Annotated in this window: 29 protein-coding genes; 25 read left to right on the forward strand and 4 right to left on the reverse strand. The window is 33.8% G+C overall.

The genetic code is table 11. The annotated features are described in order from the left end of the window. Positions 1-63: 63 nt before the first annotated feature. From ftsA to FOD82_RS03695, 19 genes are all read left to right on the forward strand, one after another. Complete coding sequence (gene ftsA / locus FOD82_RS03605; protein ID WP_144355127.1) at positions 64-1,422, forward strand: cell division protein FtsA; 1,359 nt, start codon at positions 64-66, stop codon at positions 1,420-1,422. Positions 1,423-1,436: 14 nt separating this feature from the next. Then, complete coding sequence (gene ftsZ, locus FOD82_RS03610; protein WP_144355128.1) at positions 1,437-2,771, forward strand: cell division protein FtsZ; 1,335 nt, start codon at positions 1,437-1,439, stop codon at positions 2,769-2,771. A gap of 15 nt (positions 2,772-2,786) precedes the next feature. Further along, positions 2,787-3,227 (forward strand): cell division protein SepF, encoded by a 441-nt coding sequence (gene sepF, locus FOD82_RS03615; protein WP_144355129.1) that lies wholly within the window; start codon positions 2,787-2,789, stop codon positions 3,225-3,227. Next, complete coding sequence (locus FOD82_RS03620) at positions 3,227-3,529, forward strand: YggT family protein (RefSeq protein WP_144355130.1); 303 nt, start codon at positions 3,227-3,229, stop codon at positions 3,527-3,529. The genes sepF and FOD82_RS03620 overlap by 1 nt, the downstream gene beginning before the upstream one ends. Continuing rightward, a complete protein-coding gene (locus FOD82_RS03625; RefSeq protein ID WP_144355131.1) occupies positions 3,529-4,323 on the forward strand; it encodes a YlmH/Sll1252 family protein in 795 nt (264 codons plus the stop codon). The genes FOD82_RS03620 and FOD82_RS03625 overlap by 1 nt, the downstream gene beginning before the upstream one ends. Then, a complete protein-coding gene (locus tag FOD82_RS03630; protein WP_144355132.1) occupies positions 4,305-5,084 on the forward strand; it encodes a DivIVA domain-containing protein in 780 nt (259 codons plus the stop codon). Before FOD82_RS03625 ends, FOD82_RS03630 begins: the two co-directional genes overlap by 19 nt. A gap of 229 nt (positions 5,085-5,313) precedes the next feature. Further along, positions 5,314-8,103 carry an isoleucine--tRNA ligase gene (gene ileS / locus FOD82_RS03635; protein ID WP_144355133.1) on the forward strand — a complete coding sequence of 930 codons (2,790 nt, stop codon included), beginning with the start codon at positions 5,314-5,316 and terminating at the stop codon, positions 8,101-8,103. Next, the gene (locus tag FOD82_RS03640; protein ID WP_144355134.1) at positions 8,103-8,318 is read left to right on the forward strand and encodes a cold shock domain-containing protein; all 216 of its coding nucleotides are present in this window, start codon (positions 8,103-8,105) and stop codon (positions 8,316-8,318) included. The genes ileS and FOD82_RS03640 overlap by 1 nt, the downstream gene beginning before the upstream one ends. Next, complete coding sequence (locus FOD82_RS03645) at positions 8,319-8,888, forward strand: NUDIX hydrolase (protein WP_144355135.1); 570 nt, start codon at positions 8,319-8,321, stop codon at positions 8,886-8,888. Then, a complete protein-coding gene (locus tag FOD82_RS03650; RefSeq protein ID WP_144355136.1) occupies positions 8,881-9,213 on the forward strand; it encodes a hypothetical protein in 333 nt (110 codons plus the stop codon). The genes FOD82_RS03645 and FOD82_RS03650 overlap by 8 nt, the downstream gene beginning before the upstream one ends. Positions 9,214-9,244: 31 nt before the next feature. Beyond that, a complete protein-coding gene (locus FOD82_RS03655) occupies positions 9,245-9,940 on the forward strand; it encodes a 5'-methylthioadenosine/adenosylhomocysteine nucleosidase (RefSeq protein WP_144355137.1) in 696 nt (231 codons plus the stop codon). A gap of 66 nt (positions 9,941-10,006) precedes the next feature. Continuing rightward, entirely contained in the window at positions 10,007-10,348 is a 342-nt protein-coding gene (locus FOD82_RS03660; RefSeq protein WP_144355138.1) for a DUF1831 domain-containing protein, read from the forward strand. 4 nt (positions 10,349-10,352) lie between these two features. After that, positions 10,353-11,480, forward strand: coding sequence for a tRNA 2-thiouridine(34) synthase MnmA (gene mnmA / locus FOD82_RS03665; RefSeq protein ID WP_144355139.1), 1,128 nt, complete (start codon positions 10,353-10,355; stop codon positions 11,478-11,480). A gap of 100 nt (positions 11,481-11,580) precedes the next feature. Next, entirely contained in the window at positions 11,581-12,240 is a 660-nt protein-coding gene (locus tag FOD82_RS03670; RefSeq protein ID WP_144355140.1) for a histidine phosphatase family protein, read from the forward strand. Then, the gene (locus FOD82_RS03675) at positions 12,240-12,887 is read left to right on the forward strand and encodes a tetratricopeptide repeat protein (RefSeq protein WP_144355141.1); all 648 of its coding nucleotides are present in this window, start codon (positions 12,240-12,242) and stop codon (positions 12,885-12,887) included. Before FOD82_RS03670 ends, FOD82_RS03675 begins: the two co-directional genes overlap by 1 nt. Beyond that, a complete protein-coding gene (locus FOD82_RS03680; RefSeq protein ID WP_144355142.1) occupies positions 12,880-15,207 on the forward strand; it encodes an ATP-dependent RecD-like DNA helicase in 2,328 nt (775 codons plus the stop codon). Before FOD82_RS03675 ends, FOD82_RS03680 begins: the two co-directional genes overlap by 8 nt. A 206-nt stretch (positions 15,208-15,413) precedes the next feature. Continuing rightward, positions 15,414-16,037: a TetR/AcrR family transcriptional regulator gene (locus FOD82_RS03685; RefSeq protein WP_144355143.1), complete on the forward strand. Its 624-nt coding sequence runs from the start codon at positions 15,414-15,416 to the stop codon at positions 16,035-16,037. A gap of 121 nt (positions 16,038-16,158) precedes the next feature. Beyond that, on the forward strand, positions 16,159-16,365 hold the full coding sequence (locus FOD82_RS03690; protein ID WP_144355144.1) for a hypothetical protein: 207 nt from the start codon (positions 16,159-16,161) through the stop codon (positions 16,363-16,365). A gap of 93 nt (positions 16,366-16,458) precedes the next feature. Next, positions 16,459-16,827: a DUF1828 domain-containing protein gene (locus FOD82_RS03695; protein ID WP_144356012.1), complete on the forward strand. Its 369-nt coding sequence runs from the start codon at positions 16,459-16,461 to the stop codon at positions 16,825-16,827. A 24-nt stretch (positions 16,828-16,851) separates the two neighbouring features. Here FOD82_RS03695 and FOD82_RS03700 read toward each other — a convergent pair whose 3' ends face one another. The 4 genes from FOD82_RS03700 to def form a co-directional block, all read right to left on the reverse strand. Beyond that, on the reverse strand, positions 16,852-17,787 hold the full coding sequence (locus tag FOD82_RS03700) for a YegS/Rv2252/BmrU family lipid kinase (RefSeq protein ID WP_144355145.1): 936 nt from the start codon (positions 17,785-17,787) through the stop codon (positions 16,852-16,854). A gap of 35 nt (positions 17,788-17,822) precedes the next feature. Beyond that, complete coding sequence (locus FOD82_RS03705) at positions 17,823-19,502, reverse strand: ribonuclease J (RefSeq protein ID WP_144355146.1); 1,680 nt, start codon at positions 19,500-19,502, stop codon at positions 17,823-17,825. Between the two features lie 6 nt (positions 19,503-19,508). Beyond that, complete coding sequence (locus tag FOD82_RS03710) at positions 19,509-19,733, reverse strand: DNA-dependent RNA polymerase subunit epsilon (protein ID WP_144355147.1); 225 nt, start codon at positions 19,731-19,733, stop codon at positions 19,509-19,511. A gap of 390 nt (positions 19,734-20,123) precedes the next feature. Next, positions 20,124-20,678 carry a peptide deformylase gene (gene def, locus FOD82_RS03715; protein WP_144355148.1) on the reverse strand — a complete coding sequence of 185 codons (555 nt, stop codon included), beginning with the start codon at positions 20,676-20,678 and terminating at the stop codon, positions 20,124-20,126. 248 nt (positions 20,679-20,926) lie between these two features. Here def and typA point away from each other — a divergent pair, with 248 nt between their 5' ends. From typA to FOD82_RS03745, 6 genes are all read left to right on the forward strand, one after another. Next, positions 20,927-22,771, forward strand: a complete 1,845-nt coding sequence (typA, locus tag FOD82_RS03720; protein ID WP_144355149.1) for a translational GTPase TypA — start codon at positions 20,927-20,929, stop codon at positions 22,769-22,771. Positions 22,772-22,861: 90 nt separating this feature from the next. After that, on the forward strand, positions 22,862-24,046 hold the full coding sequence (locus tag FOD82_RS03725; protein ID WP_144355150.1) for a putative peptidoglycan glycosyltransferase FtsW: 1,185 nt from the start codon (positions 22,862-22,864) through the stop codon (positions 24,044-24,046). Beyond that, the gene (locus tag FOD82_RS03730; protein ID WP_144355151.1) at positions 24,043-24,387 is read left to right on the forward strand and encodes a YlbG family protein; all 345 of its coding nucleotides are present in this window, start codon (positions 24,043-24,045) and stop codon (positions 24,385-24,387) included. Before FOD82_RS03725 ends, FOD82_RS03730 begins: the two co-directional genes overlap by 4 nt. After that, positions 24,384-24,935, forward strand: a complete 552-nt coding sequence (gene rsmD / locus FOD82_RS03735) for a 16S rRNA (guanine(966)-N(2))-methyltransferase RsmD (RefSeq protein WP_144355152.1) — start codon at positions 24,384-24,386, stop codon at positions 24,933-24,935. Before FOD82_RS03730 ends, rsmD begins: the two co-directional genes overlap by 4 nt. Then, the gene (gene coaD / locus FOD82_RS03740; RefSeq protein WP_144355153.1) at positions 24,935-25,426 is read left to right on the forward strand and encodes a pantetheine-phosphate adenylyltransferase; all 492 of its coding nucleotides are present in this window, start codon (positions 24,935-24,937) and stop codon (positions 25,424-25,426) included. The genes rsmD and coaD overlap by 1 nt, the downstream gene beginning before the upstream one ends. Next, positions 25,419-26,453, forward strand: coding sequence for a SepM family pheromone-processing serine protease (locus tag FOD82_RS03745; protein ID WP_144355154.1), 1,035 nt, complete (start codon positions 25,419-25,421; stop codon positions 26,451-26,453). Before coaD ends, FOD82_RS03745 begins: the two co-directional genes overlap by 8 nt. The last annotated feature ends 22 nt before the right edge of the window (positions 26,454-26,475 follow it).

Raw genomic sequence — 26,475 nt, forward strand, 5'->3', positions numbered from 1 at the left:
GCTGAATTTGACGCTTTTTTATGTTAAAATTTTTTCATGGCAGATAATAATGGGGGCTAAATTTTGGATAATTCAAATCTTTTAGTGGGACTTGATATCGGGACCACAAGTATAAAAGCCGTAGTATCTGACTCAGGGAAAGTAATTGGCGCAGTTACTACCCCAAATACAGGTATGCGGCATGGTAAAATTGTAGATATCGATCAAACTGCTGCAGCAATTAGTCGAGCATTAAAAGAAGTTGCAGAAAAGACTAATGCAACAATTTATCGTGTTGTAACAGGAATTCCAGTAGGGATGCTTCAACTTGAAACTGCTACAGGACTTACTAATGTAGGTGAAAGCGGTCAAGAAGTTGGCGATGAAGATGTAAAAAGAGTATTACAAGCAGCTGTTAAATCAGCTGTTAAAGATGGTCGTGAACCTATATCATTTTTACCAAGCCGATTTATGATTGATGGTAAAACTGATGTAGATGATCCACGCAAGATGATAGCACATTCACTTTCTGTATATGGAATATTGTTAACTGCGCCATCTGGGTCTCTTCATAATATTAAAAAAGCTATTGAAAGAGCTGGTTATAATAATAATTTCTTCATTCCGACTCCTTTAGCAATTGCAAGTGTAGCTTTAGATGAAGGAGAGCGCACTTTTGGTTCAATTATTTTGGACTTAGGTGGGGGCGATACTACTGCTACTGTTATTCATGAAGGACAAATTAAATATGCAAATATTGATTTGGAGGGTGGCAGTGATATTACCAATGATATTTCTGTGGTTTTGAGTACTTCTAAGAAAGATGCTGAACAAATTAAACTTGATTATGGATTTGCTGATCCAAGTTTAGCTTCTGAACAAGATAAGTTTGCAGTTAATAGTGTTGGATCTAATGGTCAGCAAATGGTGAGCGAAGTTTATCTTAGTGAGATTATTAATGCTCGATTGGTTCAAACAATTAATCGAATCGGCAAAGGTTTAGCCAAAAATGAGGCTTTGAAATTGCCAGGTGGAATTGTTATAACTGGTGGAAGCAGTCTTTTACAAGGAATTGATGGTTTAGTTGCAAATAAACTTGGATCAAAAGCACGTATTTATCAACCAGATCAGATGGGAATGCGTAATCCAATTTATGCAGCAGCTTATGGCATTGTTAATTATGCTGATAAGATGTCAGATATTGATTATTTGGTTGTCAGTGCAATTTATGGTAACGATGTTGCTGTTAAGCGTGAAGAGATTGCACAAGAAAAGCCAAAGATTTCAAAAACTAAGCCTTCTACTAGTGAAACTAAGGCAAAAGAAGATTATAATAGACATAATGTGTCTGAAGATGTCGAAGCTTCAGAAGATAAAAAAGAAAGCAATAATCAAAATAATACAAAGGGCATCAAGAATTTCTTTAAGAAGTTCTTTGATTAAAGGTGGTTAATTACATGGATTTTACGTTCGATTCAGATGACAATAAAAATGCTGTCATTAAAGTTATTGGTGTAGGTGGCGCCGGCGGCAATGCTGTCAATCGAATGATTGACGATGGTGTACAAGGCGTTTCATTTATTGCGGCAAATACCGATGTACAAGCGTTAAATAGCAATAAAGCTGAAAATAAGATTCAGCTTGGACCAAAGTTAACTCGTGGTCTTGGTGCTGGTTCACATCCTGAAGTTGGTCAAAAGGCTGCAGAAGAAAGTGAACAAACTATTGAAGATGCTTTAAAAGGCGCAGATATGATTTTTATTACTGCTGGTATGGGTGGCGGTACTGGAACTGGTGCTGCTCCAGTAGTAGCAAAAATTGCCCGTGAAACCGGTGCTTTAACTGTTGGGGTAGTTACGCGTCCATTCAGTTTTGAAGGTCCTAAGCGGTCAAAGAATGCTGCCGAAGGTATTACTCAATTAAAACAGTATGTTGACACTTTAGTTATTATTGCAAATAACCGTTTACTTGAAATGGTAGATAAGAAAACTCCAATGATGGATGCCTTTAAAGAAGCAGATAATGTCTTGAAGCAAGGTGTTCAAGGTATTTCTGATTTGATAACTTCTACTGACTATGTGAACTTAGACTTTGCTGATGTTAAGACTGTTATGGAAAATCAAGGTGCTGCTTTAATGGGTATTGGCCGTGCTAGTGGTGAAAATAGAACCGTTGAAGCAACTAAGCTTGCTATTTCTTCACCGCTTCTTGAAGTTTCAATTGATGGTGCTAAGCAAGTTCTTTTAAACATTACTGGTGGACCTGACTTGACTTTATTTGAAGCACAAGATGCTTCTGAAATTGTTTCAAAAGCTGCTGGCGATGATGTTAATATTATTTTTGGTACTTCAATTAATCCTAACTTAGGTGATGAAGTAGTTGTTACTGTAATTGCAACTGGTATTGATTCAGCCGCTGAAGAAGCTGCTTCAAAACAACTTCCAGGAAGAAGTCACCAAGTAAAGGCACAACCTGCTAGACCAGAAAAAAAGCAGGAAGAGCGTCCAGTAGTAGGAGCAGATAGTGTAAATCCAACTTCTTCACAAAATAAAGCTGATTCACAACCTTCTCATAAACAAGAAACTATGGTTGATCCAACAAGTGTCTGGGGCTTAAATAATGCTGATCAATCTCAAAGAAGACCGACACAACCTGATTCTCAACAAAAAGATGATAGCTTTGATTCATACAACAATGATGAACAAGATAGCATTTCACAAATTGAAACTAGTGCTCAAAGCGATGATGATACAGAAGATATTCCATTCTTTAAGCATCGTGGAGAAAACTAGTAGGAGGTAAGGAACATGGCTTTTGATAAACTTGGTAGATTCTTCGGAATTTCAGATGATGAAAGTGATATGCTGGACGAAGAATATACCGATAACCGTGAGACAGAAGAACATAATGAGATTCCGCTCAATACAATCAATCGCGATAACATTGTTTCTATAAAATCAGGAATTAATGCGGCTAAAAGCAGAATTGTTTTGTATGAACCGCGTGTTTTTTCAGATGCTAAAGAAGTTGCACAGAATTTACTCAATAATAAAGCTGTTATCATCAATTTTAGTAGAATGGAAGATAGTTCCGCTAAAAGAATCGTTGATTTTATCACAGGAACCGTATATGCCTTGAATGGTGAGATTCAGCGCATTGGTGATAAAATATTTTTGGCTACTCCGCCTAAATTCACCACTGATGGTAAAATTAGTGATTTAGTAGATAAGAAAGATAATTTAAGTTAATGGTAAGCATACTACTTAGTTTATATAAAATTATCCAATGGATTTTTTGGTTATATAGCTTATTCATTGTAATTAATGCTATTCTTAGTTGGGTGCCAATACTGAATAATTCAGTTATTGGCGAATGGCTCAATAAAATTGTTAATCCATATTTGAATTTATTTAGAAAAGGACCGCTTGCACGTTTAGCATATTCAACGGGAATTGATTTTTCGCCGATTATCGCTTTATTAGTTCTTTATTTTGTTCAATATTATGTTCTTAGATGGATTTTCAATATTTTGTTTAGGTTATTTGCCTGATGGAACGCCGACAAGCGAGTAGTTTTTACCCACATTTTGAACAAGAAGAAAGACCAACAATTGATAAGTTTGTTGGTCTTTTTAATCAGCTAATTTTTAAACAAAAAGCAATTTTAACTGATTTTTTAGACCCAGGCAAGCGGGAAATCTTGAAAACAATTGTGGGTAATGATGCATTGATTCAAGAATATGGCGGTTATAAAAACGCAGAAAAAAAGCGAGTATATTTAAGTTTAGATTGGGAAAATTTGAGTCCAGAAGATTATCAAATTACTCCCATAAATATTGAATATCCGATGAAGTTTGAAAAAATAAGGCATGGTTCAATTTTAGGTTCCCTTGCTAATTCAGGAGTTGACACTGATACTTTTGGTGACATAATTACGGATGGTGAAGGAAACTGGCAAATTTTTGTTAAAACCGAGCTTAGAGACTTCTTTTTAGAACAAATCGATCGTATTGGAAAGGTTCGAGTAAAATTACGAGAGATTTCTTTTAAAGAAATTCTTATTCCAGAAGATACTTCACTCCAAAAAACAGAAATTATTGCCTCTTTAAGATCTGATAGTGTTTTAGCAGGTATTAGTAAACAGAGCAGAACACAAATTAAAAAGCTAATTGAGAATAAAAAAGCTAAATTAAATTGGCATGATATTCAAGATTCTAATATAATTATAAAAGTAGGAGATGTACTGAGTTTACGACATTTTGGTAGAGTTGAAATTACAGACATCTCAGCAACAAAAAAAGGTAAATATAAGGTGGTGCTCAAACTTTGGCGGACAAGAAATTAACCCCAATTGATATAAATAAAAAAGAATTTACTAGACGTGGACGTCGTGGGTATGATCGTTATGAAGTTGATTCATTTTTAGATCAAGTTGTTGAAGATTATGGCAATGTTTTAGATAAAAATGCAGACTTAAATAATGAATTAACACTTACTAAAGAAAGATTGAATGATTATAAGGCAAAGGCAGAAGAATACGATCAAAAAAAGTCAGACCTTAATCAATCAATTATTTCAGCACAGGAAGCCGCAAAAAAAATTAAAGCCGATGCTCAAAAAGAAGCAGATGAGTTATTGAATAATGCGCAAGATCAAGCCAGCGTTGATACAAAATATGAAAAACAGCAACAAGAAGTTTTAAATAGTGATTATCAACGTTTAAAGCAAGAAGTTAACGAATTTCGTAATCATATTCAAAATTTGCTGCAAAAGCAGATTGATAGTTTAAATGATGAAGATTGGCAACATGAGTTAGATAAATATTTTGGTACAGATCGTTTTTATCCTGAAGATGGGTCAGAACCTATTCCTTCTGTTGATTCTGATGAGGAATTTGATGAAGATGATGCCGATTTTGATGATGTACAGGTTGACAATTCACCTCTTGATGACGTAAACTCATACCAAGACCCTCATGATGATGAAAATACCTCTCATCCATTAATAGGGGATAGTCCGAGTCAAGAGACGGTTAATGTTGAAAAGCCAAAGCCTAAAAAGCATACTGGTACAACAATAGTCTTTCCGGATACTTATAAAAAATAACAAATTTTAGACTGGTAGTAAAACTTGAAGACGGTTCAGCGAGCTAATGTTGGTGCGAGATTAGTAAAAAAGGTCTAATGGTTGATCAGCTATCAAGATAAGTCTAAGCGTTTTGACTACACGATACGTAGTTATTAAGTGGAGTTTTAAACTCAATTTAGGTGGTACCACGGTTAACCTCGTCCTAATAATGGACGAGGTTTTTCTATTTAAGAAAGGAATTTATTGAATGAGAATCAAAGATACTTTGAATTTAGGTAAGACTAAATTTAAGATGCGTGGAAATCTTCCTGTTCGTGAAGCTGAATGGCAAAAACAATGGGAAGACAATGATTTATATGAACAAAGATTGAAATTAAATGAAGGTAAGCCTCGTTTTGATCTACATGATGGTCCTCCATTTGCTAATGGTAATATCCACATGGGACACTCTCTTAATAAGATTTCTAAGGATATTATCGTTAGATTTAAAAATATGAACGGTTATTATGCACCATATGTACCTGGTTGGGATACACATGGACTTCCTGTGGAACAAGCCTTAGCTAAAAAAGGTATTGATCGCAAAACAATGGACAGAGCTAAATATCGTGAGCTTTGCCGACAATTTGCTCAAGAACAAGTTGAAAAGCAAATGGCTGACTTCAAGCGTCTTGGTATTATGGCTGACTGGGATCATCCTTATATCACGCTTCAACCTGAGTTTGAAGCTGAAGAAATTCGTGTATTTGGAGATATGTTCAAAAATGGTTATATCTACAAGGGTAAAAAACCAGTTTATTGGTCATGGTCAAGTGAATCAACTTTAGCAGAAGCTGAAGTTGAATATCACGATGTAAAATCTCCTTCAATCTATATTGCTTTCCCAGTTAAAGATGGTAAGGGAATTTTAGATGAAAAAGATACTTACTTTGTAATTTGGACAACTACTCCTTGGACTATCCCTTCAAACCAAGGTATTACAGTAAATCCACAATTCGACTATTCAGTAGTAGAAGTAAATGGTAAGCGTTATGTTGTTGGAACTACTCGTTTAGATGCAGTTGCTGAAGCTTTAGGGTGGGAAGACTATAAAGTTGTGCAACACCTTAAGGGTAGTGATATGGACCGTATGGTTGCTAAGCATCCACTTTACGATCAAGATAGTTTAGTAATGAATGCTATGCACGTTACTGCAGATGATGGTACCGGATTAGTTCATACTGCTAGTGGATTTGGTGAAGATGACTATAATGTAGCACAACGCTATAACTTGCCAGTATTTAGTCCAATGAATGCTCAAGGTCGCTTTACTGAAGAAATTCCTGATCCAGACTTAGTGGGAATGTTTTATGATGATGCTAATAAAGTAGTTAGTGAAAAACTTGAAAAATCTGGTGCACTATTAAAGCTTAGCTTCTTTACTCACTCCTACCCACATGACTGGCGTACTAAGAAGCCTGTAATTTATCGTGCAACTACTCAATGGTTTGCTTCTATTGCTAAGTTCCGCGATCAAATTTTAGATCAAATTGAACAAGCTAACTTTATTCCATCATGGGGTAAAACTCGTCTTTACAATATGATTAAAGACCGTGGCGATTGGGTAATTTCACGTCAGCGTGCTTGGGGTGTTCCACTTCCAATTTTCTATGCAGAAGATGATACTCCAATTGTTACTCCAGAAACTATTGAACATGTAGCACAAATTTTTGAAAAAGAAGGATCAAACGCTTGGTATACTCATACTGCTAAAGAATTACTTCCAGAAGGTTTTACTTCAGAGCACTCACCACATGGTGAATTTAAGAAGGAAACTGATATTTTAGATGTTTGGTTTGATTCAGGAACATCATGGGCTGGTGTAATGAAGAAGCGTGGAGGTCTTAACTTCCCAGCTGACCTTTACTTAGAAGGTAGTGACCAATATCGTGGTTGGTTCAACTCAAGTTTAATTACTTCTGTTGCTACTACTGGTTTAGCACCTTATAAGCAAGTTTTATCACAAGGATTTGTTCTTGATGATAAGGGTCACAAGATGAGTAAGTCACGTGGTAATGGAATTTTACCAGAAGACGTTATCAAGAAGATGGGTGCTGAAATTATTCGTCTTTGGGTTGCACAAGCTGATGCTACTTCAGATGTGGCTGTTTCATACGACATTTTACGTCAAGCTTCTGAAAGCTATCGTAAGATTAGAAACACTTTCCGTTATATGCTTGCAAATACTAGTGACTTTGATCCTAAGGAAAATCGTGTGGCCTATGACAATTTAAGATCAGTAGACCAATATATGGAAGTTAAGCTTAATGATGTTATTAAGGATAGTTTAGCTGCATATAATGAATATGACTTTAATAATGTTTACAAGAATATCTTTAAGTTTATTTCAAATGACTTATCAGCATTTTACTTAGACTTTGCTAAGGATGTTTTATACATTGAATCAAAAGATAGCCATGCACGTCGTTCAATGCAAACAGTAATTTATGATGCAACTGTGAAACTCGCTAAGCTTTTGACGCCAATTTTGCCACATACTATGGAAGAAATCTGGGGCTTTTTAAAAGAAGACGAAGAATATATTCAACTTACTAATATGCCAGAAGCTCAAACTCACTTAAATCGTGAAGAGCTTATTGAAAATTGGGCAAAATTCATGAATTTGCGTGATGATGTATTGAAGGCATTAGAAGATGCTAGAAATAATAAACTTATTGGTAAGTCATTTGAAGCAGCTGTAACCATTTACCCAGATAAAGAAACCAAAGAAATGCTTAAAAATCTTGAAGCAGACTTTAGACAAATCTTGATTGTTTCTAAATTGACAATTGCTGATGGGGATGCTCCAGAAAATGCTGAACAATTCAACAATGCATCAATTGTTGTTGAAAGAGCAGATGGTGAAGTGTGTCCACGTTGTCGTATGATCAAGACAGATATCGGTGCTGATCCAAAGCTTCCACAACTTTGTGCACGCTGTGCAGAAATTGTTGAAAAGGATTATCCAGAAGCAGTTCAAGAAGGATTTGAGGACTAATGCGTTTAGGTACTGTAAAACAGTTTGATGGCAGTTATGGTTTCATTGATGATGATTTAAATCATAAATCATATTTTGTATTTTATACTGCTATAAAAGAAGATGGTTATAAAAATCTCGAAGTTGGTCAAAGAGTGAAGTATCAACTTGCACAAGGGAAAAATGGCCTACAATGTGTGAATGTCTATTTAGCAGAATCACAAGAAAGGATCTAAATGGATTTAAAAGAAACTGAAATTTCTTCACAACAGATATTTAAGGGCAGAATTGTTGATTTATCTGTTAGAACTATTAAGTTGCCAAATGGTGAAACTGCAACTCGCGAAGTAGTGAAACATCAACCAGCAGCTGCTGTAATTGCTATTAATCAAGAAAATAAAATGCTTCTTGTTAAACAATGGCGTGAACCAATTAAGCAATTAACTTTGGAAATTCCAGCAGGATTAATCGACCCAACTGATGCAAGCCCCTTAGATGCAATGAAGCGTGAATTAAATGAAGAAGGCGGCTATAGGGCAGAATACTGGGAAAAAATTATAGAATTTTATTCTACTCCTGGCTTTACTGATGAAAAAATGTATTTATTCTATTGCGATACTTTAACTAAATTAGAAGAAAAAAGGGACTTAGATTCTGATGAATTTTTAACTTCTAGTTGGTATAGCTTAGAAGAATTAAAAAAATTAGCAGCTGAAGGTAAGATAGTTGATGCCAAGACACTTTATGCGATGTCTGTTTGGGAAAATATGCTTCTTACTGGAGGTTCAAAAGAAAATAATGACTGAAAAAAGATCTGATTACAGAAAAAAGCAATCAAAATCTTATACAAAAATTTTTGATAAAATTAAAAGTGCTTTCATTGACAATCAAGAATTTAGTCAAAATGATCAGTCTGAATTTAGTAATTCTAATAAAAAAGAAGAAATGCCAAAACTACGTAGCTTAGAAGGTAATGGTCAACCTACTGAGCCGGCGGCAAACTATAATTTAAATAGAAAACAATCTTTTCAGAATGAAAAAGGATTAAGGCTCAAGAAGAGATTAAATTGGACTATTTTAATATTGATTGTTTTAATTGGCTTGGTCTTACTGGCATTATTTCATTTATAAATGAATTGATATAAATGAATTGAGGGAAATTATGAAAATTGCAATTATTGTCCCAATGGAAATTGAGGCAGCATATTATAGAAATAATTTCCGCTCTGAAACCAAGGAAATGTTCGGCTCAACTGAGTTTGAACATTTTTCTGTTAATGGTAATGATATTTATCTTGGTTTGAGCGGAATTGGAAAAGTTCAAGCAGCAATGAATTTGTCTAGCTTATTGAGTAATGTAGATATTGATATGATTTTTATGACAGGATCTGCTGGCTCAATGAATGAAAATGTTCATAAGGAAGATTTGATTTTACCATCAAGTTTTACTTATCATGATGCTCATAATACTGCTGCAGGAGATTATGTTGAAGGACAGATTCCACAAGAACCAGCAGAATTTAAATTAGATAGTAAAAAGCGCAATGATTTTAAGGCTTATTTAGATCAAAAGGGTATTGATTATAAAGAAGGCTTAATTGTTACTGGAGATTCATTTATTGCTTCAGAAAAACAAAAAGAAGAAATTAAGAAAAACTTTCCTTCCGCTCTAGGTGTTGAAATGGAAGGTGCAGCTTTTGCACAAGTTGCATATCATTTTAATAAGCCACTAATTGCCATGCGTGCAATTAGTGATAATGGGGATGAAAATGCAGATGAAGATTTCGAGACTTTTGTTAAAAAAGTAGGAGCAAAAGCTGCTAAGCTAATTAGTGAGTATGTTGAGGAAATCAATTAATTAATTCAAAACAAAAGGGTTGCTTTCAAAAAGAAAGTGGCTTATTATTAGTAAGTGAGGAATATTATGGCAAACACAGTTGTGATTAATGGTGATAACCGTAAGTTTACTTTAAGTCCAGATATTAAGCTTTATGCTTTAATTGATGCAGGATTTGTGAGAACTAATAAAGGAAACTATAATTATGAGCATCCTTTATACAATGACTCTCCTTATAATGCTCCAACTAAGCTTAAGATGACTATTAATAAGGATTTAGATCGATTAACTATGGTTATTACTGATCGGAATGGTTTGCAAAAGGTAAATATATTTAAGAACAAGCAATTAGCGCCAACGGTTGAACTTTTAGACTATATTTTAAAAGATTTAGAGGAGCGCAATATTTTGCTTGAAGCAAAGGATTGATTAAATGGTGGACAATAGTAAAATCAGAGTTGTTGTTGGGATGAGCGGTGGAGTTGACTCAAGTGTGTCAGCCCTGCTTTTAAAACAACAAGGCTATGATGTTGTCGGAGTTTTCATGAAAAATTGGGATGACACCGATGATTCTGGTGTTTGTACTGCAACTGAAGACTATGATGATGTAAAAAAGGTCGCTGATAAGATTGGTATTCCATATTATTCAATTAATTTTGAAAAGGAATACTGGCATCGCGTTTTTGAGTATTTCTTAGATGAATATAAAAAGGGAAGAACTCCAAATCCAGATGTGATGTGCAATAGTGAAATTAAATTTAAGTCTTTCCTTGAATTTGCTATGAATTTAGATGCAGATTATATTGCTATGGGTCATTATGCTAAAACTGTCAAGGATGCAAATGGTGTGACTCATATGATGCGTCCAAAAGATGGTAATAAGGATCAAACTTACTTCTTAAGCCAACTTAGCCAAGATCAAATCAATAAGGTTATTTTCCCACTTGCTAACTTAACTAAGCCACAAGTTCGTGAAATTGCAAAAGCAGCTGGTCTTGCTACTGCTACTAAGAAAGATTCAACTGGAATTTGCTTTATTGGTGAGAGAAACTTTAGAAAGTTTTTAAGTGAATTTTTACCAGCTAAGTCAGGAAAGATGGTTACTCCAACTGGTAAAGTTGTAGGTGAACATGCTGGACTTATGTACTACACTATTGGTCAAAGACAGGGTTTGGGACTTGGTTCAACTAAAGAATCAACTGATCCATGGTTTGTAGTGGGTAAGGATCTTAAGAAGAATGAATTGATTGTTGAACAGGGCTATGATAGCAAGCTTTTATATGCTACTGAATTAAAGGCTAGTGGTATGTCATTCTTTACCGGAGCCCCAGATCATGATGTAGAATTTCATTGCACCGCTAAATTCCGCTATCGTCAAGCAGACGTAGGTGTTACTGTAAAATATAATGCTGCTGATAATACTGCAGATGTTTTCTTTGATGAACCTGCACGTGCAGTCACTCCAGGTCAAGCTTTAGTACTTTATAATGGTGAAGAATGCATCGGCGGAGGCAATATTGATGAAGCCTTCCAAGGTGAAAAGCAATTACAATTAGTTTAATTTATTAAAAGAGTTGGTTATTCAACTCTTTTTTCTTTTGCCATGAAAATGATAAACTAGGTATAATGATTATTTATATTGTTTATTAGGGGGCTAAAAAATGCAAATTTATTTTGTGCGTCACGGAAAAACAGAGTGGAATTTAGCGAGTCGTTTTCAAGGTGGACATGGTGATTCGCCATTGTTACCACAAAGTTTAGAAGATATAAAAAAATTAGGAAAACATCTTAAAGGGACACAGTTTCGCGGAATTTTTGCTAGTCCTTTAAATCGTGCATTTAATACAGCACAAGGCATTGATGATGCAATGAATGCAAATTTACCAGTAGTAATTGATGAAAGGCTCAGAGAATTTAATTTGGGTGATATGGAAGGAATGAAGTTCTCAGAAGCTAAAGAAAAGTTTCCTGAACAAATTGATAACTTTTGGAACCATCCTAACTTATATAATCCAGCTCAATTACATGGTGAAGATTATCCTCATGTGATAGCTCGAGGTAAAAGTTTTGCTCAAGAAATGGCACAAAGATTTCCAAATGAAAATGATAAAGTACTAGCAGTAAGTCATGGAGCAGCTCTCTCAGCTATTATGGGTGGTTTATTGGGGTATCCATTGGCAGAAGTGCGCAAGCGTGGAGGCCTAAGTAATACTAGTTTAACTATTTTGGAAACTTTAGATGGTGGAAAAACTTTTAAACCAGTTGTGTGGAATGAAACAGATTTTTTAGGTAGAAAGTTATCAAAAACGGACTCATTATAATGGACAAACAAATTTCAAATTTATATGATGCAGGTAAAGTACAAGAAGCGATTCACAAGTTAATTGAAAAAATTGATAAAAATCCACAAAAAATAGAAAATTATTTACAACTTTCAACGTATTTAATGGAGCAAGGTAGCAGCGACCAAGCTGCTAAACTATTGGAAGAAGCAAAGCATCTAGTTAAAAAACCACAAGAATTAGATTATAATTTAGCGGTTTGCTACTATATGCAAGGTGATTTTGATAAATCCCTGACTCTTCTTGAAAAAATCCCTAATGATGATATATCTTTATATCAAAAAGCTTTAGTGTATTTAAAACTTGGTCAAAGTCAAAAGGCTTTAGCATATGCTATGACTATCAAAAAAGTGGATAATCGAACTAAAGAATTGCTAGGTGATATTTGGTTAAGCCTTGGAGATATAAAACAAGCCGAGAATACATATCGTCAAATTACAGAAAAAGAACGCAATAGTAAGGTTAACTTTTTAATTGGGATTTGTTTATTAGAAAATAATCGTGATGAAGCGGAGAGGTTTTTTGCATTGTCAAAAAAGCAGGATACTAAATATTTTGAACAAGCTAAAAATCAATATTCTGCAATCATGAAAATGATAAATGATAAGGAAAAGAAAAATGGTTGAGTTTACTGGTAAAGTTAATGGGATTGTGTTTGAAAATAATCGCGATATGTTTAAAATCTTAGATGTTGAGATTTTGGGTAAATTAGATGATTATGATGAACAAGAAATAAAAGTTACTGGAAATTTTGGTGAAATAGATTACTCTAGTAGCTATCATTTTGAAGGACAATTAGTAATGCATGAAAAGTTTGGCTTACAATTTCGTGCTACTAGTTACCAACAAGTAATGCCTCATGAAGTAGGAGGACTAGTAAAATATTTTAGTTCAGATAAATTTCCCGGAATTGGGCAAAAAAGTGCTAATACCATAGTTGATGAATTAGGATTAGATGCATTAGATATATTAAAAGATAATCCTGATAAAATAAAAACTTTATCTTTGTCAACTAAGCAAAAGAAAAGTCTATTATCCGGAATAAGCGCGATGGATTCATATGCAGAAGTAGCGCTTAAACTTACACAATATGGAATTAGACGTCCAATTGCTAATCGAATTTATCAAATATATCGTGGTGAAGCTATTGAAAAGCTACAAACAGATCCATATAGTCCAATTTCAGAAGTTCATGGTTATGGATTTAAGTCTGCAGATTTAATTGGAAAGGAATTAGATATTCCTAAAGATGACTCTCGTAGAATTAAGGGTGCGATTTTTCAAATTTTAAGTGATAAATTGCAAAACAATGGTGATACTTATGTTGAACTTGAAGAGTTATTAACTGAAGCCAATGAACTATTAAAAATTAATAGTTTTGATCTAATTGCTAATAATATCAATGATTTGCAACATGCTGATAAAATAATAGTTGATGATAATAAAGCAAGTTTACAGAATATTTTTAAAACTGAATCAGATATTGCACAAATAATGAAAGATTTAGTAAAAAAGAAAAATATTACGGAAACTTTTTCTAATGAAGATATTCAACAGGCGATTGAAGAAGCTGAACAAGAATTAAAAATTAAATACGATGATACTCAAAAAGCAGCTATTAAAAATGCTTTAAACAATCCGATTTCTATTCTGACAGGAGGTCCTGGAACTGGAAAAACAACTATTATTAATGGAATTTTAATTTCACTGAGAAAATTAGCTGCCATTCCTGCTTCAGCTCTTTATAGTGATGATCCACCATTTTTACTTGCTGCTCCAACTGGTCGAGCTGCCAAAAGAATGAGTGAAATTACAGGAATTGCGGCTAAAACGATTCATAGAATGCTAGGAATTGGAATAGGTAATAATGAGGATGAAGAGCTTAATGAATTAAATGGGGAAATATTGATCATTGATGAGATGTCAATGGTTGATATGTTTTTATTTAAAAAACTTATTTCAAGCATCAATGATACTGTTAGAGTTGTGTTTGTAGGTGATAAAGATCAATTACCATCAGTAGGGGCTGGGAATGTATTTAGTGATTTAATCAAATCAGAAGCTTTTCCTACAACTATTTTGAAGCAAATCCATCGTCAGGGTGATGATTCAACTATAATAACCTTGGCTCACAGTGTTAATGAGGGAAATAATCAAGAAGAAATTTTTAAAAAGACTAAAAATTACTCTTTTATTCCATGCAGACCCGACTTGGTGGGGGATGCAGTGGGACAAATTGTTGAACTTGCCATAAAAAAAGGCTTTTCAAAAGATGATATTCAAGTTTTAGGTGCAATGTATAACGGTAATGGAGGAGTAAATAACTTGAATGATATTATTCAAGAAATTATGAATCCTGCCGAAAAACATACTAAAAAAATAGAAGCTCATAATGAAATCTTTAGAATTGGAGACAGAGTTTTACAATTACAAAATAATCCAGAAAAAGATATCTATAATGGTCAAATTGGAAAAGTAGTAGGGATTGATGAAGAAAATGCCAAAAGATGTTTAATTACTAATTTTGATGATCGAGAGGTATCTTTTTCAAAGAAAGATTTGAGTGATTTAACACGAGCATATGCTATTACAATTCATAAATCACAAGGTTCAGAGTTTCCTTTAGTAGTTTTAAACTTAACCATGCAAAATTATGTTATGTTAAAAAGAAATCTACTTTATACAGCTATTACACGTGCTGAGAAGAATTTAGTCTTGATAGGTGATCCACGCGCTTATCAAGCTGCTTTAAATACTCCAGGCAATGATCGAAAAACTACTTTAGCTGAAAAGTTGCATCAGATTTTAAAAGTTTCTGCAGGAAAGAATTTAGAAAATGAATCAAAATTAAACTCTCAAGATTATCATTTGACTCCCGAACTGATTTACTCAGGTCAAATTGATCCCATGATTGGTATGGAAGGTGTAAAATTAAAGGGTAAATAAAATATCTTCATATATAATTTAATTTAAAATTTGCAAGAAAAGCATAAGCTTATTCAAGTCTCTTTTTCAAACTTTACTTTCAAATAGTAAACATAGATTTTATTATAGGCGATACGTAGGCAATATCTCGTAATCGCTATCATATAACTATGTCACTATGTTAGCATGAAAAGTATTTAGAGGTAAGAAAAGGTGGACTGGTTGTAGTGGATATTCGAGTAACTAATACCAAGAATCGAATTCAACAAGGCTTGCTAAAATGTATGGAAGAAAAACCCTTTCGTGAAATCTATAGTCGTGATGTTATAAAAAAGGCGGAAATTAGTTCACGTACTTTTTATCATTATTATTCAAATAAAAATGAAGTTTTGGATGATACAGAAGATGAATTAGTTTCTGGATTAAAAAAAGCAATGGAAGAGGATAGATCAGGAGTCAAAAGACGAGACCATTTTGCTACAAGTGAAGAAATAATTCATGATTTTGAAGAAGATTTTAAGGCTACTATTAATTTTTATATTATAAATAAGTCTATGGTATTAACACTTTTATCTGAGAATGGTGATATTGGTTTTTTGAAAAAGATATATAAAACAACAGAAAATGAAATTTTAACAAGAATCAAGCTGGCATATGGTTCAGATAAAAAAATTAAACAAGACCATAATTTTTTATTTAGTATTGCATTGAACAATTATGTAAATTCTATTATTAATATAATTTCTAATCTACTTCAATACGATGATAAGCTGTCACCACATCAAATTCGTCATATTGTGGGTAAAGTTGAAGTTAATTCACCAGTTCAGCTTATGCAGGATCAATTTTAATAAGATGGAATGATGAATACTCATCATACATTTCATGCTATAAGTCATATTTGTTTTATTTTTCTTAAAAATGCGCTACAATATTTAACAACTAGTATTATAAGAAAGGTTAAAAGTAATCATGAACGAAGATCCTTATCCGAATGATAAATCAATTAACAAAGCCATTGAGGTGCTAACTTATGGCGATTTAGAAAGAATAAGTAATTTAACTTATATTGCCCAAGATTCATTAGAAATGTATGCTCGGAATCTTGATATGGCTTACACGATTAATGAGCCGACTTTAGAGAAGTTAAGTGAGGCTCATGATGTGATTTTCGGATAATTTTTGAGATGGCATTTGATTAAAAATGCCATCTTTTTCGTTTATAATAAGAAGTAGCAAAATTATTAGATGGAGGACTACTTAATGAACGAGATGCAAAAATATATTAAAAAAGGCATTGGGGATTGGGTTTCAAATAATACCGGTGTAGTTAATGTAGATAATGATACACTTGAAATTGCCACTACTCAAATTGATGCCTATGGTGACACTGTTTACTGCTTTGTAATTGATAAAGGTGACTATTATGAAGTAAGTGATGATAGTCATATTTTGTTTAAACTTGATCCTGGTGAAACTGACGCTGATTTATATCGTACGGGTGCTCAAGTTGCTATAGGTGCTGGTTTTAACTTTGATGAAGATAGTTGTGAAATTTTTGTGGAAGTTGATAAAGAAAATTTGGCACAAGCAATTATTCGTCTTGCTCAATTACAAGTAGCGATTTCATATTTAGGTTAAAATAAAAAAGCCTAACTTAGGCTTTTAGTGAATAAGATTAAAATGGTCAATCTGGAAAGTGATTCGGAATGACCGTTTTTTTGTATCTTCACCATCCATTTGACCATATTCTGGAGTATAAGTTGAAATTTGAAGTTCTTTGGCCTCAATATTATGAAAATGTGGGTCATTAACATGAGATCCATCTTTTAGTAAATGGACAAATAAAATGAGAAATTTCCTAAGAGATGGTTTTTCAACAACTACTGCATTTAAAACATGACTATGAATATTTGCTGATGGTAATATTGGAATTCCACCACCAAAATAAGGATGATTAGTAGTAGTTACAAAATAAGTATTGTTAAAATGATATTCTTTAGCAAGGGTTTTAACATTGATTTTAAAATTATTTTGATTATGTAAAGCACTGACTAAATTAGAAACATAGACTAACTTGCCAAGTTTGATTTTATTAAGGATTTTTTTAAATGAACCGTGATTGCTTTTATGAACTATGTAAGCATCAAAACCAATTCCAAAGTTATTTACAAAATATTGCCATTTATGTTGGTCAAGAGTAAACTTTCCGCAATCTACGATTTGTATTTGTGGACCAGAGCGGAGCGAGGTTATAATTTTTTGGGGATTGGAAGATAATTTTGCGGCTCGTGCAAAATCATTTCCTGTACCAGCAGGAAGGTAGGCGATAGGAGTATCAGGATTATTAGATTTTTTTACGCCGTTTAAAGTTTGATTGAATGAGCCATCACCACCAATTACTAATAAGTGTTCCTTATTTGAATGAGCTTGATTAGCATATTTTTGAGCAAGTAAAATTAATTCTCCAGGATAAGTACTTTCTAATACAGTGTAGGGGATATTTTTACTATTTAAAATTTTCTTTGTTTTATTAAAGGTGATTTCTGCGTTGCCATTTCCGGCGGTTTTGTTAACTAAAATTGTGATTTTTATATTCATATGTTCAAAATAAAAAGCCCTTTAAGGGCTTTTTTCTATTTCTTTTCAATAATCATTGGCAAAATCATCGGACGTCTTTCAGTCTTAGAGTAAAGGAAGTCTGAAAGATTTTCAACTATTGCCTTTCTAACGTCGCTGTCTTTTGGTCGATCAGATTTAGCCATTTCATTTCTGAGAACGTGATATACGTGTTTTTGAGCTTGACTAATTAAATCTGTAGATTCACGCATGTAGACAAAGCCTCTGCTTAAAATATCAGGTCCAGCTAGCACGCGCTTACGTTTATAATCAACGGTAGCTACTGCAACTACTAAACCTTCCTCTGAAAGGATTTGACGATCATGTACTACTACATTACCAACATCAGCAGTACCTGAGGTATCTACATAAATATCTCCAGCAGGGATATGACCTGCAATTCTAGAACCTTCCGGACTAAAGCAAACTACTTCGCCATTATCTAAAACAAAAGTATTTTCTTTAGGAACTCCAGCTTCCTGAGCAAGTTGAGCATGAATAACCTGCATTCTATATTCACCGTGAACTGGAATCATATATTTAGGCTTGACTAAACGAACCATCATCTTTAATTCTTCTTGACCACCATGTCCAGAAGTATGAACGTTGTTAACACGTCCATGAATTACATTAGCGCCACCTTCCATTAATTTGTTAATAAGGTGGTTAACACTTAATGTATTACCTGGAATAGGATTAGATGAGAAAATGACAGTGTCATTTGGTTGCAAACTTATTTGGCGGTGAGTCCCATTGGCAATTCTAGAAAGGGCTGCAAGTGGTTCACCTTGAGAGCCGGTACAAAGAATCATTGCCTTTTCAGGTGGAGTATTATTAATTTCATCTGCATCGACAATTAATCCATCTGGAATATCTAAATATCCTAAATCAATACCGTTTTGAACGCCATTTTCCATACTCCTACCAAAAATAGCTACCTTACGACCAGTGTCCATAGCTGCTTTTAATGCAGTAGATACACGATAAAGGTTTGAAGCAAAAGTCGCAAAGATAATTCTGCCATCAATGCCAGTTATCATGTCATGAATTGATTTAGCAACAAATCTTTCAGATTTAGTAAATTGCGAAACTTCAGCATTGGTTGAATCTGAAAGAAGTGCTAGGACACCTTCTTTACCAATTTGAGCCATCTTTTGAAAATCTGGTGCTGGTTGATTCATAACTGGAGTTAAGTCAAACTTAAAGTCACCAGTAAAAATCACAGCTCCAAGTGGAGTATGAACAGCAATTCCCAAAGTATCAGGAATGGAGTGGGTAGTTCTAAAGAAACTAACAGTTAATTTATTAAATTTTAAAACTGTGTCTTCGTGTTCTTCATGTAATTCCGTGGTTTTTAAGATTCCATGTTCTTCTAGTTTTCCTCTAATAAGAGAAAGAGCGAATGGCGTTGCATAAACTGGAATTTCTGGAATTTTTTCTAATAAAAATGGAATACCACCGATATGGTCTTCATGACCGTGACTAACCACTAGAGCTTTGATTTTTTTGCGATTTTTAATCAAGTAAGAGTAGTCAGAAATGACATAATTGATACCTAAAAGGTCATCTTCAGGGAACTTGATACCGCAGTCCATGATAATAATTTCATCTTGGTACTGCACACAATACATGTTTTTACCGATTTCGTGTAAACCCCCGATTGCGAAAACGGCTACTTCATTATTTTTGATTCGCACTCTTTATTACTTCTTATCCTCGAACGTCGTTAATTTAAAATCAGCGTGTTCTTTTTCGTATTTTAAAGAGTTACCAGTTAATTCTTGGATGAGTTCAATATTGTAGGGGGTATTATCCTCAACCAATTCTCTAGCTTGAACATAGTTGTCAGCTTCCATGTAAAGAGTTTGAGTGGTTTCTCTACGTGGGTTAACAATCTTGTCCTTTTGATACAAAACTTTGTAGATCATATTTGTATTCTCCTTTATTATTCAATTGTTAAAAAACGTTCTCATAAGTGAATATTGAAAAATATTCAACAGCTAATGAAAATTTTATCATATTTACAATGTCAAGTATAGCCTAATGATTATCGGAAAAATAAATTTTAATATAACTGCTAAAAATAAAATTACTAATACCATTGACTTAAAATAACATTAGCGATACTATAAAAGTGTAGTAAATGGCTTTTAAAAATCATTTGCTTATAAGAAGTCTCTTCAATCTTCTTAATTCCCAATTTTATGACTGTCGGCTTAGTCACCCGGCAGTCTTTTTTATTTTTAATAAAATAAAAAAGAAAGATTAGATCTAATCCTTCTTTTTTATAACAAATTTTTGCTTTTAAAATAACATAACTAAGAGATAACAATAGTGTCATCTTTTAAAGAAAATGGATTTTCTTTATTGATACGATCATAGAAAAGGTGACCATGTAAGTGGTCGATTTCGTGAGAAGCAACAATTGCTGGGTAATCTTTTAAACGAATAGTTTTTTCTTCGCCATCAACTGTAAAGTAGTGAATAGTCAATTTATCAGGACGAGGAACGTATCCGTTGATAACCTTATCAACGCTAAGGCACCCTTCGCCTTCACTTAAGCAAACTTGACGAACTGATTCTGACAAAATTTCAGGATTTACGAAAGTTTCTTTAAAAATAATATTTCCTTCATCATCTGGAACAAGTAATGATGCCATTTGAACGCCTTCACCAACTTGAGGAGCGGCAAGCCCAACTCCAGCACGCAATTGATGCTTTTCAGCGATTTTTGGATCTTGTGAGTTGATAAGATATTCCATCATATCTTCAGCAAGTTTTTTGTAATGATCACTTAATGGAAAAGTGAGTGGTTTTGCTACATTACGCAATACGGGATTTCCGTCGCGTGTAATATCTTTCATTAAAATCAATTTTGATTTCTCCTTTTAAAAAGTCTTTATATTATTTGTACCATAAGTTGACAAATCTTGCCTATTTTTTGGATATAATTTTAAATAAAAAGTTAAGTTCCGCTAAATCGTTGACCCATAACGACTTAGGTGGTAAAATTTAGGAACGAAATTAACTAATAGAAAACACTTCGATTCGCGCCTTTCGCGCCACCGAAACTGTGACAGGGTCACAGTTTTTTTATTGAGGAGTGGGGAGGAAATTACTTTTGTCAGATAAAAGAAGAGAAGACGTAAGAAACATTGCAATCATTGCTCACGTTGACCACGGTAAGACTACTTTGGTTAACCAATTGCTTAAGCAATCAGATACTTTACCAGAACATATGAATTTGGAAGACCGTGCAATGGACTCAAACGCTATTGAACGTGAACGTGGTATTACTATTTTGTCAAAGAATACTGCTGTTAAGTACGGTGATACTACTATCAACATCTTGGATACTCCAGGACACGCTGACTTTGGTGGTGAAGTTGAACGTATCATGCACATGGTTGACGGAGCACTTTTGCTTGTTGATGCTTATGAAGGTACAATGCCACAAACTCGTTTTGTTTTAAAGAAAGCATTGGAAGCTGGAGTTAAGCCAGTTGTAGTGATTAACAAGATTGACCGTCCAGGTGCTCGTCCTAAGGAAGTTTTAGATGAAGTTCTTGAATTATTCATCGAACTTGGTGCTAATGATGAACAACTTGACTTCCCAGTTGTTTACGCTTCAGCATTGAATGGTACTTCTTCATATGAACCAGATCCAAGTACTCAAAAGGAAACTATGGATCCAATTTTTGACACTATCGTTAAAAATATTCCAGCACCACTTGATAATGTTGATGAACCTTTACAATTCCAAATTACTATGCTTGACTGGGATGACTATGTAGGTCGTATCGGTGTCGGTAGAATTTACCGTGGTCAAGTTAAAGTTGGCGACAACATTACTGTTATGAAACGTGATGGTTCAACTCAAAACTTCCGTGTAACTAAATTATTTGGTTACTTTGGTTTGAAGCGTAATGAGATCAAAGAAGCTAAAGCTGGTGATATTGTTGCAATCAGTGGTATTGATGATATTTACGTTGGTGAAACTATTGCTTCTGCAGAACAACCAGAAGCTTTGCCACTTCTTAAGATTGATCCACCTACTCTTCAAATGGACTTTGTTGCTAATGACTCACCATTTGCAGGTCGTGAAGGTGACCAAGTAACTCCTAAGAAACTTGAAGATCGTTTGATTCGTCAAACTCGTACTGATGTTTCACTTAAAGTTGACCCAACAGACCAATTGAATGCTTGGACTGTTTCTGGTCGTGGTGAACTTCACTTATCAATCTTGGTAGAAGAATTGCGTCGTGAAGGTTTTGAATTGCAACTTTCTCGTCCAAAGGTTATTTACCGTGAAATTGATGGCACTATGTGTGAACCATATGAAGCTGTTCAAGTTGATACTCCAGATGAATATGTAGGTTCTGTAATTGATTCACTTTCACAAAGAAAAGGTGAAATGAAGAACATGGAATCAACTGGTAATGGTCAAACTCGTCTTGAATTTTTGGTACCTTCACGTGGACTTATTGGTTACAACAATGAATTTATGTCACAAACTGGTGGTTACGGTATTATGAACCATACTTTTGATTCATACAAGCCAGTAGTTAAGAACTGGGAACCAGGACGTAGAAATGGTGCTTTGGTTTCAATTAACCAAGGACAATCAACTACTTACTCACTTCAATCAGTTGAACAACGTGGTGTATTGTTCATTGGAGCAGGTGTTGAAGTTTATGAAGGTATGATTGTTGGTCAATCAAGTCGTGAACGAGACATCGCTGTTAACGTAACTAAGGGTAAGAACTTGACTAACACTCGTGCTTCTGGTAAAGACCACGCAGCTGCAATCAAGACACCTAAGAAGATGACTTTAGAAGAAGCTATTGAATTCTTAAACGATGATGAATATTGTGAAGTAACCCCTGAAAGTATTCGTCTTCGTAAGAAGATTTTAAACACTTCAGAACGTCAAAAGTTTGACAAGAAGCGTAATCGTAATAATTAATGAATTATAAAAAGGTCGTCACTCAATAGAAGTGATGACCTTTTTGTTTTATAATAAACTAGATTATATTTAAAAAAGGGGACGGCTGTAGTGCGTCGAAAAATACATTATCTTGATTATCATATTTTTATCCCATATCTAATTTTAGTTGTAATGGGGATTATTATGGTTTATTCAGCAAGTTCAAACATTCTATTAATGAATGGCTTTAAGCCGGCTACTTATGGAATAAGACAAGCTATATATGCTGCAGTAGCATTTTTTGGCTTTGGAGTTCCTATTTTTGCATTAAAGTTGGATGTATTTAAAAAGCAAAAATTTGTTATCTGGTTTATGATGATTAGTTTGATTATGCTAGCTGTTTTAGTTGTAATGAAAATTTTTAAAGGTTCTAGCGTTGCTGTTAATGGAGCAGTTGGTTGGATAAATTTGGGCTTCATTAATTTACAGCCTTTAGAAGTGGCAAAACTTGCATTAGTAATATATTTGGCATATATGTTGGATAAGCGTGATGGGCAGCTTGTTAAAGGGCAAATTTGGAAGCAATTAGGGCGTCCTGCAGCAATAGCGGCTGTAATGATGGCTTTAGTTATTGTTGAGCCAGATTTTGGTGGGACTGCTATTTTATTCATGATTGTTTTAGTCATGTTTTCTGTTTCTGGAGTACCGACTGCAATCGCCTTAAGATGGTTAGCGTTTATAGTGATTTCGGTAGCTGCGATTTTTATTATCGTAGTTACTTGGAATCCTAAATTTTTACAAGAAAGTTATCAATTTCAACGATTGATGTCATTTCTTCATCCATTTCAATTAGAGCGTAAAGGTGGAGCACAATTAGTAAATTCTTATTATGCAATTCACAATGGTAATATTTTTGGTGTAGGATTAGGAAATAGCATGCAAAAGCGTGGCTATTTACCTGAACCTTATACAGATTTTATTTTGTCAATTACTGCTGAAGAATTGGGGGTTGCAGGAGCTGGATTGATTTTAGTTTTACTATTTTATTTGATGTGGAGCATCATGGAAGTAGGATTACATGCAAATTCACAATTTAACGCCTTAATTTGCTTTGGTGTGACTACTATTTTGTTTACCGAAACTCTTTTTAATGTTGGTGCAGTTTTAGGACTTTTGCCGATTACTGGTGTTACACTGCCGTTTATGTCATATGGAGGTTCATCTATGATTGTACTTACGGCTTCGGTTGCTTTGGTTCTTAATATTTCTGCAAATGAAAAAATGGCAAAAGAGGAGTTAGAAGTGATAGCATGAGTATAAATTTTGATTTAAAAGATAGCCCTCTTGTTCAAAGAACAGGATTAATTATTTTTTTAAAAAATGCAAGTGATCAGTATAAGTTACGGCGTTATGGTGATATTGTATATTTTTCTAAAAAAATGTGTTATTGCGTTTTATATGTTGATAGTAAAGATGCAGAAAATGAATTAAATGAAATTTCAAGTTTAGATTTTGTAAAGTATGTTGAATATTCTCAAGATGAAAAAGTTGATCTTTCTAGTGAACATCTTGAAAATCAAATTACAAATTTAGCTAAAAAGGCAGAAGATAAACTTTTAGAAAATCAAAAAGAAAATGAGGGTAAACTAGAATGAGAATTATTTCAGGAAAGTATGCTAAGCGAAATTTGTATACACTAAAAAGTAATAAAACTCGACCAACCAGTGATAAGGTAAAGGAATCATTATTTAATTCCTTGGGGCAATTTTTTAATGGCGGTCAAGTACTCGACCTTTATGGTGGAAGTGGTGCTTTAGGTATTGAAGCTGTTTCTCGTGGATATGATCATGCAACAATTGTGGATGTTAATTATGCAGCTTGTGAAATAATTAGAAAAAATGTTGATTTAACTAAAGAGAAAAATCGCTTTTCAGTTTATAAGATGCCAAGTAATAAGGCATTAAATTTTTTTGAAGAACAAGGTCTTAAGTTTGATTTAGTTTTTTTAGATCCGCCTTATGCTAAGCAACGCATTATTCAAGATATGAAAAAGATGGATAAATTAGACTTACTAAATGATGAGGCACTTATTGTTGCAGAAACTGATGATCAAACAACTTTGGACGAAGTTCCAAACTTTGAACTCATTAAGGAACATCACTTAGGTAAAACAATTGTAAGAATTTATCGAAAGGAAAAATAATGAAAATAGCACTTTTTCCTGGAAGCTATGATCCTATAACAAATGGACATGTAAGTGTTGCTAAAAAAGCTGCTGAAATTTTTGATAAAGTTTATGTTGTAGTTATGACTAATACTTCCAAAAATTATATGTTTTCTTCATCTGAAAGAAGTCATTTTGCAAAAGATGCTTTAAAAAATATCCATAATATAGAAATTCTAGAGCGACCAGAAGAACTTACAGTCAATGTTGCTCATGAATTAGGAGCAAGCGCAATCGTAAGAGGAGTTAGAAATAGTGATGATTTTCGCTATGAACAGCAAATTGCGGGAATCAATGAAAAGTTGGCTCCTGATATTCACACTGTTTTATTGTTTACTGATCCTGAACAGAGTTTTGTAGCTTCAAGTATGCTCAAAGAAGTTGCTAAATTTGGTGGGGATGTTTCTAAATTTTTACCAGATTCAGTTGAAAAAGCATTAACTCAGAAAATGAGGGATATAAATGCATAAAGCTAAAAAACAAAGTAAAGCTCTTAAATGGATTGTTGGTTTATTAATTATTGTAGTCTTAGCAGTGATAGCAATTTGGCCAACTAATTATTATATTGAAGAACCAGGGCAAGCCTTCTCTGTTGGACAATTTCTTGAAGCTAAAGGAAAGAAACCTAAGAATTTTTATTTAGTAACTGTTAGTGTAACCAGACAGCCAGCATCGATTTTGCAGTATTTGTGGAGTTTTACACAAAAATTTGATAGTCGAATATCTAGTTCAGAATTATTAGGTGACCAATCTAATAGTCAATATGAAGAGCTTCAAAATTGGTATATGGAAACTAGTCAGCAAAATGCAGTTTATTATGCCGCTAAAAAAGCAGGCTTGAAACCTAAATTAAAATATCAGGGTGTCTATGTAATGGATATCCAAAAAAGTTCCAGTTTTAAAAATAAGCTGCAAATAGGAGATACAGTCTTAGGTGCGAATGGGCATCGTTTTCATTCTACTGAAGAGATGATGTCTTATTTACAAAAGCAGAAGATTGGGTCTAAAGTAAAAATTACGGTTTTACGAAATAATCAAAAACGAAACTTTACTGGAAAGATAGTGAAAGTTTCAGGAACTAAGCGTGCGGGGATAGGTATTCAACTAGTTGAACGAGTTAGCGTAGAAACAAAGCCTAAACTAAAAATTAGTGCAGGAGATATTGGCGGTCCATCGGCAGGTTTAATGTTTACTTTAACCAGTTATGAATATTTCACACATCATAAATTGGCTAAGGGTCATAAAATAGCAGGAACTGGTACAATTGCTCCAAATGGTAAGGTAGGAATTATCGGTGGGGTTGATAAAAAAGTAGTGGCGGCTGACAAGGCTGGAGCAGAGGTGTTTTTTGCTCCAACTGATTCAACTGGAGTTAAAAAATCCCAAACCAACTATGAAATAGCAAAGAAAACTGCAAAACAAATTGGAACTAAAATGAAAATAGTTCCGGTTTCTAATTTTGATGATGCTCTTAAATATTTACAAACTCATTATTAATCAAAAAGTCCAGAAATAAATC

The organism is Lactobacillus sp. LL6, from assembly GCF_007570935.1.
Classification (GTDB): Bacteria; Bacillota; Bacilli; order Lactobacillales; family Lactobacillaceae; genus Lactobacillus.